At 60.3% G+C, this 14,717-nt stretch carries 13 protein-coding genes and 1 tRNA gene; 10 read left to right on the top strand and 4 right to left on the bottom strand.

What is annotated here, in order from left to right; genetic code table 11:
- The first annotated feature begins 69 nt into the window (after positions 1-69).
- Both C4S68_RS03485 and C4S68_RS03480 read left to right on the top strand, forming a co-directional pair.
- Complete coding sequence (locus C4S68_RS03485; RefSeq protein ID WP_103931595.1) at positions 70-750, top strand: response regulator transcription factor; 681 nt, start codon at positions 70-72, stop codon at positions 748-750.
- Positions 747-2,192: a sensor histidine kinase gene (locus tag C4S68_RS03480; protein ID WP_103931594.1), complete on the top strand. Its 1,446-nt coding sequence runs from the start codon at positions 747-749 to the stop codon at positions 2,190-2,192. Before C4S68_RS03485 ends, C4S68_RS03480 begins: the two co-directional genes overlap by 4 nt.
- Here C4S68_RS03480 and C4S68_RS03475 read toward each other — a convergent pair.
- On the bottom strand, positions 2,077-2,457 hold the full coding sequence (locus C4S68_RS03475; RefSeq protein ID WP_235011405.1) for an AAA family ATPase: 381 nt from the start codon (positions 2,455-2,457) through the stop codon (positions 2,077-2,079). The genes C4S68_RS03480 and C4S68_RS03475 overlap by 116 nt on opposite strands.
- A gap of 25 nt (positions 2,458-2,482) precedes the next feature.
- On the opposite strand from C4S68_RS03475, the gene C4S68_RS03470 reads away from it, so the two are divergent.
- From C4S68_RS03470 to C4S68_RS03460, 3 genes are all read left to right on the top strand, one after another.
- Positions 2,483-2,977 carry a hypothetical protein gene (locus C4S68_RS03470; RefSeq protein WP_200821499.1) on the top strand — a complete coding sequence of 165 codons (495 nt, stop codon included), beginning with the start codon at positions 2,483-2,485 and terminating at the stop codon, positions 2,975-2,977.
- A gap of 121 nt (positions 2,978-3,098) precedes the next feature.
- Positions 3,099-4,412 (top strand): carboxypeptidase regulatory-like domain-containing protein, encoded by a 1,314-nt coding sequence (locus C4S68_RS03465; protein WP_103931591.1) that lies wholly within the window; start codon positions 3,099-3,101, stop codon positions 4,410-4,412.
- Between the two features lie 77 nt (positions 4,413-4,489).
- Positions 4,490-7,498, top strand: a complete 3,009-nt coding sequence (locus tag C4S68_RS03460; protein ID WP_103931590.1) for an Ig-like domain repeat protein — start codon at positions 4,490-4,492, stop codon at positions 7,496-7,498.
- 159 nt (positions 7,499-7,657) lie between these two features.
- On the opposite strand, the gene C4S68_RS03455 is transcribed toward C4S68_RS03460, so the two are convergent.
- From C4S68_RS03455 to C4S68_RS23755, 3 genes are all read right to left on the bottom strand, one after another.
- A tRNA-Glu gene (locus tag C4S68_RS03455) sits at positions 7,658-7,734 on the bottom strand.
- Positions 7,735-7,820: 86 nt separating this feature from the next.
- Positions 7,821-8,096, bottom strand: a complete 276-nt coding sequence (locus tag C4S68_RS23760) for a DUF507 family protein (RefSeq protein WP_103931589.1) — start codon at positions 8,094-8,096, stop codon at positions 7,821-7,823.
- Positions 8,096-8,374: a DUF507 family protein gene (locus C4S68_RS23755; RefSeq protein ID WP_103932160.1), complete on the bottom strand. Its 279-nt coding sequence runs from the start codon at positions 8,372-8,374 to the stop codon at positions 8,096-8,098. Before C4S68_RS23755 ends, C4S68_RS23760 begins: the two co-directional genes overlap by 1 nt.
- Before the next feature lie 161 nt (positions 8,375-8,535).
- Between C4S68_RS23755 and C4S68_RS03440 the strand changes: the two genes are divergently transcribed.
- The 5 genes from C4S68_RS03440 (at position 8,536) to C4S68_RS03420 (ending at position 14,631) form a co-directional block, all read left to right on the top strand.
- Entirely contained in the window at positions 8,536-8,997 is a 462-nt protein-coding gene (locus C4S68_RS03440; protein ID WP_103931588.1) for a hypothetical protein, read from the top strand.
- Between the two features lie 10 nt (positions 8,998-9,007).
- Positions 9,008-10,876 carry a single-stranded-DNA-specific exonuclease RecJ gene (gene recJ, locus C4S68_RS03435; RefSeq protein WP_103931587.1) on the top strand — a complete coding sequence of 623 codons (1,869 nt, stop codon included), beginning with the start codon at positions 9,008-9,010 and terminating at the stop codon, positions 10,874-10,876.
- A 74-nt stretch (positions 10,877-10,950) separates the two neighbouring features.
- A complete protein-coding gene (locus C4S68_RS03430) occupies positions 10,951-12,192 on the top strand; it encodes an efflux RND transporter periplasmic adaptor subunit (RefSeq protein ID WP_103931586.1) in 1,242 nt (413 codons plus the stop codon).
- 98 nt (positions 12,193-12,290) lie between these two features.
- On the top strand, positions 12,291-13,214 hold the full coding sequence (locus tag C4S68_RS03425) for a tetratricopeptide repeat protein (protein ID WP_235011322.1): 924 nt from the start codon (positions 12,291-12,293) through the stop codon (positions 13,212-13,214).
- 79 nt (positions 13,215-13,293) lie between these two features.
- The gene (locus C4S68_RS03420; RefSeq protein ID WP_160114978.1) at positions 13,294-14,631 is read left to right on the top strand and encodes a TolC family protein; all 1,338 of its coding nucleotides are present in this window, start codon (positions 13,294-13,296) and stop codon (positions 14,629-14,631) included.
- Positions 14,632-14,717 lie beyond the last annotated feature (86 nt).

The following is a 14,717-nucleotide window of genomic DNA, read 5'->3' as shown; positions in this document are numbered from 1 at the left end:
TAGGAATCGAGAGGACGCAGGCATAATTCACCGGAACGCAACCTTGACCGGCTAGCGTTTGAACAGACCATGAATGTTCTGATCATCGAGGATGACAAGCGCATCGGACACGTGATTCAGCAGGGGCTCGCTGAAGACGGGCATCAGGTGCATACGGCTCATGATGGCGCGGTGGGCCTAAGTCTCATCGAGAGCAACCACTTCGACGTAGCAGTGCTGGATGTCATGCTACCGGCGCTGGATGGCTTTTCCGTGCTTAGCCAAGCGCGCTCGAGAGGCTTCGCGATTCCGATCTTGCTGCTCACGGCCCGCGATGGAAAAGCCGACATCGTACGCGGCCTCGATCTCGGAGCGGATGACTATCTCACCAAGCCGTTCCAACTTGAAGTGCTGCTCGCCCGCGTCCGTGCTGTTGCGCGACGTGGTCCCATCTCCCAGCCATCCACACTACGCGCCGGCCATTGCGTGCTTGAGCGCAGCAGACGATTGCTCGTTCGTGGAGACCAGGAGATCACGCTTACCAAGAAAGAGTTCATTCTTCTCGAGCTCATGATGCGGCGTGTCAACAATGTTGTCACGCGCGATCAACTCATTGAAGCCGGTTGGGGATTCGACGCCGATGTGCGCGAAGGCAGTCTTGAGTTCTACATTCACAGCCTGCGCGTGAAGCTTTCTCCCGGCGATCCGACAGCGATGATTCGCACGATGAGAGGACTCGGCTACATGCTCACCGCGCAAGAACACGCATGATTCGCTTCCGCTCCATTCGCGTGAAGTTGAATGTGCTCTACGTGCTGCTCACAGTTAGCTGGATGAGCGTGGTGGGCCTTAGCACGTATCTGTACCTCCGGCGCGCATTGCTCACGTCTCGTGCCGAAACCATGCAGCGACGCGAACAGCGGCTTGAACATTACATCAACGACACCTATGCGCACGTTCCCGGCATCAGCCTGAGAGATCAGCTGCGCTACTTCATGGACGCGACCGTTGCTCCTTACGACACCCTGGAGATCTTCGATCTCTCCGGACGAAGAATCTATCCTGACGAGCTCCCACACCCTTCGATCCAATGGCCGGAGGGCATTTGCCGGCAGGCCTGCTTCGGAGAGGTCACGTTGGATGGCCACCGCATGCGCACGCTGAAGCACGCGGCGCAGCTCGATGGAAGGCCGGTGGTGTTATGTCTGGCTGGCTCGATGGACGAACACTACGACGTGCTGGACCGTGTGATCCGTTCGTTTCTCATCGCTGCGCCTCTGATGCTGATCGCATCGGTCGCCGCGGGCTTTCTCCTCAGCCGCCGCGCGATGCATCCGGTGGATCGCATGACCAGCGATGCGCGGACCATCGGGATTGGAAGCCTCGAACGCCGGCTCCCCGTACCAGATACGGGCGACGAAATTCAGCGCCTCGCAGAGACCTGGAACGAGTTGTTGGAGCGCGTCGACCTGGCCGTCGGCCGCCTGAAGCAGTTCACGCACGATCTCTCGCATGACCTGCGAACCTCAACGACCGTGATGCTCGCGACTGCACAGATGGCTCTTCGTGCAGAGCGCAGCAGCACGGACTATCGCGCGGCGCTCACGACAATCGCGAATGAATCCATCGCTACCTCACGGATGCTCGATGACCTGCTGGCGATCGCCTCTACCGACCCAAGCCAGCAGGAGGTCGTCCTGTTGCCTTTGGATCTGAACGAGGTCGTCGAAGAAGCATGTGAACAGTTGCAGGGCCACGCTGCGCTAAAGCACCAACATCTGTGCTGGACTTCATCCGCCGGAGCCTACGTTCGCGGAGATCTTCCACTGCTACGCCGACTGGTCACCATCCTTATCGACAATGCCGTCAAATACACCCCCGAGAATGGAACCATCTCTGCGCGCGCACATATCGAAGACTCCGCCGTCGTGCTGCAGGTCACGGACAACGGGATAGGCATTTCGCCGTCTAACCGCGAGCGAATCTTCGATCGCTTCTTCCGCGAAGACCCCTCTCGTGCACATGAAGGCGGACGCGGCCTCGGTCTCGCCATTGCGAAAGGGATCGCTGCAGCGCATCACGCTGGAATCGATGTCATCAGCGATCCTGGCGCCGGAAGCACCTTTTCCATACGTTTCCCACGCTATGTCCCAGAGATCCAAGTCGAACGCCGCCCGAAGCGCTTGTATAGTGCGCTTCGCAATGGGGCGTAACTGTGTCTTCGACGTGAATGCGGCTGACCGCAACGCGCTCATCGCGTCCTTTCACCTGGTGTACTCGGCCCTGCTGATCAAAACTCTCGACGGCGGCTCCCACCTGTCCGCGTGCCAACTGTTCGACGACATGCTTCAACTCTGGATCGAGCTGGCGAACGATGTCATTCAATGTAGCCGTCCGCATCCCGGCTTCTTGCAGCTGCGCGAACGGACGGCCTGCTTCGACGGCCTCATGCTGGCGACTATCTCCAACCAAGAGCACCCGGTCGTTTCGATGGAGACGTCCGATGAACTCGTGCACCGCAGCTAACGGAGCGACCACCTGCACGAACTTCCCCGGCAGCCGCGCGATGAACTTCAACCCATCCCTGGCCTACTGGAACGGTACGCTTTACATCGGCTACGAGGAGTACGACAATACACACGCCCTGAGGATGTTCACGTCCACGGACAACGGACAGACGATCCAGGAAAACACGAACATCACAAACAACAACGAGGACACTACCTCCACGGAACCGTCGTTGCTCGTCACGACGCAGAACGGGAACGTCCCGCCGACCATGTACGTTGGCTTCCGGAGCAACGACAGTGGACACAACTTCCTCTGGAAGTACTCCACAGACGGGGTCAACTACACCGCCAGCACAAACACCGGGATTCAGATGACCAGCCGTCCGGTCCTGGTCCAGGGAGTCAGCTCATTTACTCCTTACATCACTGCGTTTTATAGCTCGAACGATAGTAACTACTACCTGTACCAGGCTACGACGACGTTCTGATTCCCTTTGGGGCATGTCCTCGGTGAACGCGGACATGCCCCTTTTATGTTCTCAAGCGATTGTGGGGGCCTTTTGTATGGTCGTTCGAAGTTCTATCGGCAAGCACTCCAAATGGAACCTAGTGGCATTTGCCGTGCTATCGCTCATCACCCTTTGCGGTGCTGCTACGGCACAGACCAGCGCCTTGGATCTAGCGCGGGACAGATCGGCATCCATTCAGGGAAGGATCGCGGATGCCGAGGGGCATCCCCTGGTAGCAGCCGTCGTGGTCTACGGACGGGCGGTGGTGAACGGGAAGCTCGATCTGTTCGCGATGTGTTCGACCACGAGCACGGTCGAGGGCAGGTACGAGTGCGGTTCTCTACGACCAGGGCAATACATCGTCTCGGCAGTCCCGGCGCCACCGTCCACATCAGAGCCAGACAAAGCTATAGAGGCGATTGCCAAGATCTATCCGCGAACGTTCTCTCCCGGAACTACGCAATTCCTTGAATCGACCGCTGTCTCGCTTAGCCATGGGGCAGTCGGTATCGCCGACGTAGTGGTGAGACCAGAGGTTCCCAACTCGGTAAAGGGAGTTCTGTCACTAAGACCGCAGCATCCATCGTTCTTGCTGAGAGCCCATGTTGGCCCCTTCGATCTGCCGACTTCCGGGAAGGTGGAGTACGATCCCGCAACAGGTAATTTCACCATTGCGGGGGTGCCTTCAGGGGAGATCAGTCTTGGCGCGGATTGGGCAGACGGCGGGCGTGTCCATCATGAATATGGCACCGCCACGGTTGTTTCTGGGCGGGCGAACACCATCACTTTGGCTCTCATCGGGCGTCACCGGCTAACAGGGAGCGTCCTTCAGCCGTCTGCGGACGGCTTAGATTTAGAGCATTCGCTACCTAAGACAGTCACCCTGGCGGGACTTGGCTCCCGGTCTGGATGGCATCTGGAGATGCCGATCGACGAAAGGGGCCATTTCGTTTTCCCAGACCTTGCCGATGGAAGCTACGCTCTCGGGGTTCGGGGGAAGGATATGTATGTGGCGCGGATGGAGATCGGCGGTAAGCCGGTGGAAGGAGATATCCTTCGCCTCACTGCCGAGATGAACGATCCCAATGTGACCGTTCCATTAGCCGACACGCGTGCCTCGGTTTCAGGCAGGATTTCTGCGGATGAAGTCGTTCCGCAAAAGACGGCGGTCTTGCTGGAGTCGCTCCGAGACTCGACTACACTGGTCGCTCAGGTCGGGCAAGCTGGAGAGTTCTCCTTCGGACCTCTGCCTCCGGGGGACTACAGGCTCTACGCCTGGAAGGACATCACATCGGTACCCTATCGTGACCAGGAGGTACTCAAGAACGTGCTGAGTAAGAGTCGTGAGGTCCACCTGGATAACGATTCCAAGGTGGCGGGAGTCCAACTCAGCATCATTTCTGACGGCCGATAACCCGCGCAGCACGTTGCGTAGAGTCATTCGCAGGATCAGGGTTCAGCCTCATTTCAGAGCGGTAGGGCTAGAGTTACATGAGTATTCGGGACCAGATCGTTCGAGGGCGTGGTTTTCTCTTCGCGGGTAAGCTGGCTTGGGTCGCTGCATTATCCGCCGTGATCGCAACCCAGGGAACGGCACAGACGACGATTCACGTTCCAGCCGACCAACCCACCATCCAGGCGGGGATCGACGCGGCTGTGAATGGAGATACCGTTCTCGTTGCGCCGGGCACCTATGCCGAGAACATCGACTTCAAGGGCAAAGCCATCACGGTCACCAGCGGCGCAACCGCATATGCTGGCGCCACGGCAACGATCATCCAGCCATCGCAGCCCGGTCCGGGTGTGAACCTGTCGACGAACGAGCCGAGCACCGCAGTCCTGAACGGGTTCACGATCCAGGGGGTGTATGGTCTTCAGACCTCGACTGCGAATATTGCGGGGGTGCTTATTTCGGGATCTGCACCCACCATCACCAATAATGTCATTCAGCAGAATCGTAGCTGCGGCATCCTCATCGTGAATGGCGGAAGCCCCACGGTCACAGGGAATCACATCTGGTACAACCGCTACCCGGCAACCACAGATCCCCCCAGCCAGTCGATGTGCGGATTGAACAGCAACGCCTTGGCGGGGACTGGAATCGGGATCTTCAACGGCGGCTCCATTACGCTGCAGTCAAACCTGATTGAGCACAATACCAATGTGAATCCACATGGGCCCGAGCAGTTTTACAGTGCCGGCGTAAGCCTGCTGAACGCGCAGAGTATCGTTCTGAAGAATAATGTGATCCAAAACAATACCCCGGCTATAGGGGAAGATGTTATTCTCGGCTACCAACTGCATTGGCCAGCGACCACTGCGATGCTGGTGCAGAACATCATTGGTTCGTTTTATGAGGGGGGCGACTCGGAGTTCGGGCTCAACGAATCGCAGATTACGCTAATAGCAACCAATAACACGTTCGGGGGCGCGGCAATGTACGTGCCCCTGGGGGTTAACAGTGTGTTGGAGAATAATCTCTTCTACACAAATTCGCCCGGCAACTTTACTGTCGATTGCATCGGTCTTTCCTATTCCACTCCGATCAGCTATAGCGATGTGTTCGCGACCAGCGGGATGCCTACCACCTGCCAACTTGCGAACGCAGACGTCGAAACCGATCCGCTTTTTCTGAACGCGGGGGCTGATGATTTTCACACGCAGAGGAACTCTCCGGTACTTGCAGCCGGTACGGTGACGGCTCCCTACATTCCGTCCGAGGACATGGATCACAAGAACCGCACGGTATGCGGCACCATCGATATGGGCGTGTATGAGGTGCATCCGCAACCTGCAACGGTAATCACCTCCAGCAATAACCCCGCACCCGGCGGCAGCAATGTCACCCTGACGGCCACGGTGCCCGGCAACTGCAATACGCCGACAGGGACCGTGACGTTTCTGGACGGAACCACAGCCCTTGGCACCATGACGCTGGATGCTTCAGCGAAGGCCAGCGTCTCTACCTCGTCTCTCACCGTCGGATCGCACAGCATCACGGTGACCTACCCCGGTGACTTCAACTTCGATGCCAGCACCTCAGCCGTGTTTACGCAGGTCATCACCGGCTATCCCACTGCGACCACACTGGTTCAGGTGTCGCCGAATCCTGCGCAGGCTCTCCAGAATGTTACGTTCTCGGCGAGCGTAACTTCGCAGTTCGGCAATCCCTCCGGGACGATCTCTTTTTACGCTGGATCGACTTTACTAGGATCCGCTGCCACAAATGCTGGTGGCACGGCATCGATGACGGCCGGCAGCCTCACTCCGGGCAGTTACAACATTACCGCCGTGTACAGCCCAACGACTGAGTTCGCATCCAGCACCTCGGCGATGGTGCCTCTTGTCGTCAATGGAGCACAGACCACGACCAAGCTGTCGTCAACGCCGAATCCCTCAGCGTTCGGCCAGCCGATCAGCCTCACTGTGAGCGTCACCAGCCCTCAGTCCACGGCCGCGCCCACAGGCACGATCACCATCATGGATGGTTCCACCGTCTTGGGGTCTGGGACGCTCACGCCGACGGGCACATACGCTTTCACTACATCCGCATTGACGGTCGGTAGCCATAGCCTGACCGCGATCTATTCCGGATCAAGCAACGATAACGCGAGCACATCGAATATTGACGTTCAGATCGTAGGCGCGGGAGCGACAGTTACAGCTCTGACCGCAACGCCAAACCCGGCCAACCAGGGGCAGGCGGTCGTGCTGACGGCCACGGTCATCCCTCAAGTCAGTGGCGTGCCTCCACCTGGGGGTACGGTCGTGTTCGCGGATCAGTTCGGGACGCTGGGCTCTATGCCGTTGGCCGGCGGGACCGCGAACCTCAGTCTTAGCTCGCTCGCGCTCGGCACGCACAATATTGTGGCTAGTTACGGTGGTGCTTCCGGATATGCAGCGAGTAACTCGAACACCGTCGCAGAGGTGATTCAGCCGTACGACTTCGCCGTGGCGGTCTCTTCAACGTCCGTGAGTATTCCGTCGGGGGATTACCATCCACTTACAGTTACGCTCACGCCGCTGGGAGGATTCCGCGATACGGTGGCGCTTAATTGCACGCTGTTCCCCATCAATGCAGAGTGCTACTTCCAGCCAACGTCGAAGTCACTTGCCAATGGCCCGCAAACCGTAACACTCATTCTCAATACAAATCAGGTCTATGAGTTTGGCCGACAGGCAAAGCTCGAGCGCAGGTTGGACGATAAGCGTCCATTGAACCTTAGAGGAACGCCTGACCGACCTGTCATCCCTGGGCTCTTGCTGTTTCCGCTGCTTCCATTGCGCCGCGCAGCGAGAAGGCGCATGGGAACCGCCGTGCTAAGTCTGGGCCTCCTGATCGCCATCATTGGCGTGGCTCCCATGGTCTTCCTGCAAGGATGCGGCAACGGAAAAATTCCAGGCAGCACTCCCCCGGGAACGTACACCGTGACCGTCCTCGCGACAGACACCACCAGCTCACTTGCCCACTCGGTCAATATCCAACTGGTGGTTCGTTGACGCTGTATCGATAGGTTAGCCATTCGCGAAACCGAAGAACCGAGCGGAACACACTGGAGAACCTGGAAATCGAGTGCCACCAAAGTGCCACCAAAACGAAAAGGGCAAACACGGAGCGTTCCGTATTTGCCTTCAAATTATTGATTCTGTAGGGGATTTTGGTAGCGATATCGGGGCTCGAACCCGAACTCTTCGCCTTGAGAGGGCGACGTGTTAACCAGTTACACCATATCGCCACGTTCGGGCTTTGCAACCCTCTGCGACTTTCAAAGTATAGCAAAAGTTGGCGGTGGAAAGCCAGAACTCAGGACTCTTGCTGACATCACAGGCCGAGCTTCTTGACCTCGTCGTTGTAGTACTTCCGGTAGAGGATGTCCCATTCCTGGGAGCCCTCGGGGATGATGCGGCGCTGGGAGGCGATCTTGAGCCGGGCGGCGGCGTCGAGCTTCAACTCGTCCATCAGCAGCTTCTCGAGTGCCTTGCGGGCTTCCTGGCGGATCGTGTTGCGCTCCTCGAGGAACTCGACTTCGTCGATCTCGGCCAGAGTGTCGGCGACGGTGTGGGCGAGCTTATTGAGCTTGTCGCGGGAGATGCGCACTAGAGCACCACCTTGTACTGATTGACGAGCTTCTGCTTCACCTTTTTGAACATCTCCGGGTAGCTGACGCCGGTTTTGTGCATATCGTCCTGGATGGCCTCGAGGATGACGCGGACCTCGTCGTTGATACGGTCCTCAAGCGACAGCTCGTCGACCATCGAGTTGGCAACGCGTGCGTTCACCAGCTCTGGCTTGTCGGTCTTGATCATCTTCGCGGCGATCAGGTGCTTCGTGGTCTGCTTCGCGAGGTAGCCTACGTAATCCTTGGAGAAGATCATGGTCAGGGTTAAAGGTAGCACGTCGGCGGGGACGCCCAAACGTGGCACCTGCTGCCGTTTCGGGTACCGGGAGGTCCCGGCGGTACCTGGTCGAAGGGCATCCGGAACCTGGGGGAAATCCAGAGCACAGCGGCGTCCAAATCTGCGAGAATACTAGGGATATGAAGTTCGATGATCTTTCGACCCTGCGCGACGACATGGTCGCGTTCATCGCCGGCCACGGGCTCCGCCGCATGAAAGCGTACGTCCCGGAAGACGTACCTACCGTCATCTTCGAAGAAGATGACGTTGATAGCTGGAAGGACTTTGTCGAGGACGCGAAGGCGGCAGCCGTGCCTTTCGTGACCATGAGCGAAGTCCTGCTCGAGCCGGAAGATGTATCGACCCTGCTGGCCCAGATCAAGGACCAGAACTTTCCGGACGGCGACGCTGCCGAGCTGGAAGAAGCTCGCGAGCTGCTGCAGCATGTCGGAAAGATTGGCTACCTGCAGCTGGGCTTCAGCCATGGCGGAGTGATCTTCCTCTACGAGACCGCGACCGAGTGGTACGACCTCTTCCAGGAGCTGATGGAGAGCATGACCGAGCTGGGCAGCATCATCGTGGACGATCACGAAGACGAGTAAGGGCGGCGGTGTGATCGACGCAACCTGGAGGCCGAGGACGGTTGTCTCCGAGGCATCCCTGAGCCTTGCCCGCGAGCTGTCCCTCGCCGAACCTCTGGCGCGGCTCCTCATTGCACGAGGGGTCTTACAGATCAGCGACGCGCAGCTTTTTCTTCAACCAACACTTCGAGCCCTGCACGATCCCCTGCTGATGCTCGGCATGGAGCGTGCGGTGGTGCGTCTGCGTTCCGCCCTGGCCGCTGGCGAGCCGATCCTCATCTATGGCGACTACGACGTGGACGGGACGGTCGCAACGGTCCTGCTGAAGACGGCGGCGGAACGGGTGGCTGCGGCCTTCGGACAGAAGCCCGATGTTCGCTACCACATCCCGCACCGCATCCGCGAAGGGTACGGAATGCAGGGCTCGCGGATCGTTGAGGCTGCGACCGAAGGCGTGCGGCTGGTGGTCAGCGTGGATACCGGCATTCGCGGCTTCGCGGCGGCGGAAGAAGCTCGCCGCGTCGGGCTGGACCTGATCGTCACGGACCACCACCTGCCGGACGAGATTGGCGGAATTCCGGATGCGCTGGCGGTCGTGAATCCGAACCAGCCGGGATGCCCGTATCCATATAAGGAGCTTTGCGGAGCAGCGGTGGCGTTCAAGTTGGCGCAGGCTTTGCTGGAGTCGGTCGCCGCGGATGACGCCGAGCGAACGAAGCTCCGCGCCAAGGTGATTCCCTCCTTCCTCAAGCTGCTGGCGATTGCGACCATCGCGGATGCTGTGCCTTTGACGGGCGAAAACCGAATCATCGCGGCGCTGGGGCTGGCGGAGCTCAGGCACCCGAGCCAGCACGGACTGCGTTCCCTGATGGAGCTGGCGGAGATTGAATTTGGCCCGGGAGTCGAACGCCCGATCAGCGCGATGGACGTGGGTTTCCGGCTGGCGCCTCGGATCAATGCGGCTGGCCGAATGGACGCCGCGAACGATGTGGTGGAGATGTTTCTCACCCGTGATCCAGAGCTGGCCCGAACACTCGCCACGAAGCTGCATCGGCTGAATGATGATCGCCGCGCCAGTGAGGCCGAAGCTCTGCGCGAGATCGATACGTACCTGGAAGGTCTGCGCGAAGCGCAAGGCGATTGGCCAGCCTGTCTTGTACTGGACGACGGCTGGGATGGCAAAGCACAGGAGAGCGGCGAAGAGACAACGCGATGGCACCGTGGCGTCATCGGGATCCTGGCCTCGCGAGTGGTGGAACGCACCGGACGGCCAGCCCTGGTCCTGGCACATGAGGCCGACGGGCTCGCCTATGGATCGGGGCGATCCGTCGCCGGCTTTCATCTGCTCGACGCTCTGACTGCAGTCCACGGAGAGACCGGCGGAGGTCTGCTCGCGCGCTTTGGGGGACACGCGCACGCGGTGGGGTTCGCCTTGTCGTCGGAGCGAGTGGGGCGGCTGCGGGAGGGTATGCAGGGCTATGCGGCCGAGCATTCGCCGGATCCGGGAGCTGCAGAGGTCGTCCAGTACGATGGAGACCTTTCACTCGCCGAGGTGACGCCGGAATTTTTGGCGGCGCTGGAGCGGTTGGCACCCTTTGGCAATGGCAATGAAGAGCCTGTCTGGCGGAGTGCCGGGGTGCGACTCGCGGCTCCCCCGCGGACCGTGGCGCAGAAGCACCTGCGGCTGCGCGTGGAAGATCCTGACACGGGCGTTGCCTTCACCGGAGTGGCCTGGACCCGGAGAACGAACTGGGCCGAACTAGCGGCGGACGAAGGCTGGCAGCAAGGAGATGCGATGGACCTGCTCTATCGTCTGCATCGCAACTGGAAGCCTGGATTTGCCGGATGGGAGCTGGAGATCGTAGCCGCTCGTCGAGCCGATGCAGGTAGCCGAACTTGATCCCGAGATCATCAACGTAAATCTTCCGGATCGAAGGGCGTGTCGAAGCGTCTTATATACTGCGCTTTGTACATATGGCTTCCCGAGAACCAGCTCCAAACCGCAACTGGATATGGATCGCCGCAGGTATTGCGGGCGTGGGTCTGGTTGGTTTCCTTTTTTGGCATGCCTCACGCCCCAGCACCACGGTCGAAGGCATCGCGGTGTCGCGTCGTGACATCACCAGCATCGTGACCAGCAATGGCATCGTGCAGCCTACCGTGGACTTCCAGGCGCACGCCAGCGCCCCCGGTCAGGTGAAAAAGCTCTTCGTGAAGATCGGCGATTGGGTGGAGTCCGGCCAGCGCCTTGTAGAGATGGACACCTCCGACGCGGCGAGCCGCATTGCCACGGCGCAGGCAAGTTTGCAGACCGCGGAGCAGGGTCTCCGTAACCTGCAACAGGGTGGCACCCAGGATGAATTGCTAAGCCAGAAGGCTGACATCGCTGCCGCGAGGACGACTGTGGCGCAGGATCAGCAGACGCTGGCGACGCGGAAGCAGCTTGCCGCTTCTGGAGCTGCTTCGCCCAACGAGGTGCAGCAGGCACAGGACAAGCTGAATGGCGACCAGGCTCACCTCGATCAGCTGCTCTCCAGGCAGGCCGGACGCTACTCCGGCGGAGATTTCAGCTCGCAGAAGGCACTCGTGACACAGGCATCCACGGCACTCAGTGCGGCTGAGAGCGACTTCGCGGCCTCCGATATCCGTTCCCCAATCTCCGGCAAGGTTTATGCCATTGCGGTGAACCCGTATGACTACGTTCAGACCGGTGCCCTGCTGCTGAATCTTGCTGACCTGAACAAGCTCCAGGTTCGGGCGTACTTCGACGAGCCGCAGATTGGTGACCTCGCAGCCGGCCAGCCTGTGACCATCGAGTGGGCGGCCAAGCCGGGCAAGCTGTGGCACGGCCATGTGCTCAAGGCCCCGACCACCGTTACGATCTACGGCACCCGCAATGTTGGCGAGAGCATTATCACGGTCGACGACGCCAACGGAGACTTGCTTCCCAATACCAACGTCACTGTTCATGTGACGACGAAGGAACGGCACGGCGTCCTGTCCCTGCCTCGCGAGGCACTGCACACCCAGGGCGCGAATGACTACGTGTACCGCGTGGTCGGCGGCAAGCTCGCGCGCACGCCCATCACCGTCGGCATGGTCAACCTTGCGCAGTTCGAGATCACAAGCGGTCTGCACGAGGGCGACGTCGTCGTGCTGCGCTCCACCACCGAGACCGAGCTCTCCGACGGTCTACCGGTGAATCTCCAGCGTTGAGCACTGTCTTGTCGAACCGGGTTCCACTCCAAGCCGCGCATTTCGCATCCCCCCTGACGCCGCATCCTGTGTGGCGATTCCGGGCTGCCGTGTGGCTGGTGGCAGCAACCTTCGTGTTCGCTGGAGCTTCGGCATGGGCGCTGGATCGCCCGGCGGCGGAGCATGCCTTGATGGAGGGCCGCGTCGACGAGCTGGTTCGGATGCTGGTCGGTTCGCAGGACGGCCAGTCGCAGCTGCTTTTGTGCCGAGCGTATTACGCCGAAGAGCTGGGCGATCAGGCCGTGACCGCCTGCGAGGTGGCACTTCAAACGCTCCATGACGACAGCCAAGCGCAGCTGTGGATGGGCCGCGCCTACGGGTTGAAGGCCAGGAACGCTGGCCCCTTCGCGGCAATGAAGCTCGCCCGCAAGGTGAAGTCGTCCTTCGAGTCCGCGTACCAGCTTGATCCTCACAACGCCGCCGCCGCAAACGACCTTGGGGAGTTCTATGTTGGGGCTCCGTCCATCGTCGGCGGAGGTGTGGATCTTGCCGCCGATCTGGCTGACAAGATCTCCGGAACAATGCCGGAAGCCGGCCACCGCGTCCGGGCGATGATCGCTGAGAAGCAAAAAGACTTTCCGACTGCTGAGCGCGAGTTTCGTGCTGCGACAGCGGTCGCGAATCGCCCCGAGGCCTGGGTCGATCTCGGAGCGTATTTCTTCCGCCGTAGCGACGGAAAACAGGCGGTGAGTGCACTGGAGCATGCGGTGGCTCTGGACACCCGCCACGGCTCACCGACTGTCGACTCCGCTACGCTGCTGCAGGAGAATCACTGGGGGTTGGAACGTCCGGAACACTGGCTGCGGCAGTACCTCGAAGGCTCCGCCAAGAGCGACGAAGCTCCAACCTTCCGGGTCCACACCAAGCTGGGACTGATGTTGAAGAAGGACGGCGATGTGGCGGGCGCTAAGATCGAAATCAACAAGGCACTTGCGCTGGCGTCGAACTACGCACCGGCAAGCAAAGCACTGCAGGGCCTGTAGATTGGAACAGACCTCCCGGGCAGTTTCCGGAAGGCATCAGAGGATGATGGGACGGATTCGGTTGTCGGCGCGATGGACGATGGTAGCAATCGTGGTGCTCTGCACCACCGGGCGGGCGCACGCGCAGCTCTCCCTGAGCTCCGCGGTGGACCTCGCCCTGCGCAACGATCCCAAGGTGCTTGCGGCGCAAGCCGATGTGAAGCGAGCGCAGGCCGCCTTTTCGGAGGCGCACGACGCCTATGTGCCAACCGCCAGCGCCAGTGGTGGCTATGGAACCTCCACCGGAGTTCCGCTGAGCGTGCCGACCGTGTTCCAGCTGTCGAGTTCGTCGCTGCTCTTCAACTTCTCCCAGAAGGACTTCGTGAGAGCCGCTGCGGCATCCGTCGAATCCGCCCGGCTCTCGCTGCAGGAGACCCGCGAGAAGGTGATTGAGGACGTCGTCGCAACCTATCTTGCATTGCACAACGATGAGGAGAAGGCCGCGGCCCTGCGCGACGAACATGCGGCTTCGGGACGGCTGGTAAGCATCGTTCAGCAGCGCATCGATGCCGGTCAGGACGCTCGGGTGGACCTGCTCAAGGCCCGCCTGAAGCTGGATCAGACGCGCTTTGCCGAGCTCCAGATCGAGGACGATATAGCGGCCCAGGCCGACCACCTGGGACGCCTCATCGGCATGCCCGGAAACAAGCTGGTCACGGTTGCGGACTCCATCCCCCCGATCCCCGACGTGACGCAATTGGGTGGACCGCTCAACACCCAGCCAGACAGCTACGGAGTCCGCGCGGCCTTTGCGAATGCGCTTTCGAAGCAGGAGAAGGCTTTCGGAGACTCGCGGTATCGCTTCCGTCCGCAGCTGAGCTTCGGCGCTAACTACAGCCGCATCAGTACCACGCACACAAACTACGCGTTCTACTATCCCGCATTCCAGACGCAGCACTCCGACAACGCGGCGTCGGTGGGCATCCAGATCATGATTCCGTTGTACGACCGCGGCCATGAGGCCAGGGCACACGAGTCGGCCGCGGAGGCCGTCAGCGCGCGCTTCCAGGCAGAAGACCAACGCAACCAGTTTCTCGAAGGCCGGGCGAAACTGCAGCATTCGCTATCGGAGCTCGAAGCTTCCGCGCGGGTCTCGCAGGACTCGCAAGACCTCGCCGAGGAGCAGCTGAAGGCGATCATGATCCAGCTCAACGCCCCGCCGGATGCAACGAACCCGCAAGCCCCGCTACTCAATCCGAAGGATGAACAAACCGCGCGTATTGACCTGCAACAACGGCGGTTGGACTACCTCACAGCCAAGGGCACGCTCGACCAGTCCAAGGTGAACCTGATGCGCCAGACCCGGCAGCTGGACAACTGGCTGCAGGGCACCTCGCCGGCGGGAACGGGTATCTCCGCGACCGTTGGTCACAAGTAACCGCCGGGACCTCCCGGCGGGTTCGTCAGAAGCTTTTTCTGCACCAGCGCGGATGCTGCCTGAGGCACCCGGAAACCGCTCGGAAC

Origin of the sequence: Bryocella elongata, assembly GCF_900108185.1 — a bacterium.
Taxonomy (GTDB): Bacteria; Acidobacteriota; Terriglobia; order Terriglobales; family Acidobacteriaceae; genus Granulicella; species Granulicella elongata.
This window is presented reverse-complemented; position numbering and strand designations above follow the sequence as displayed.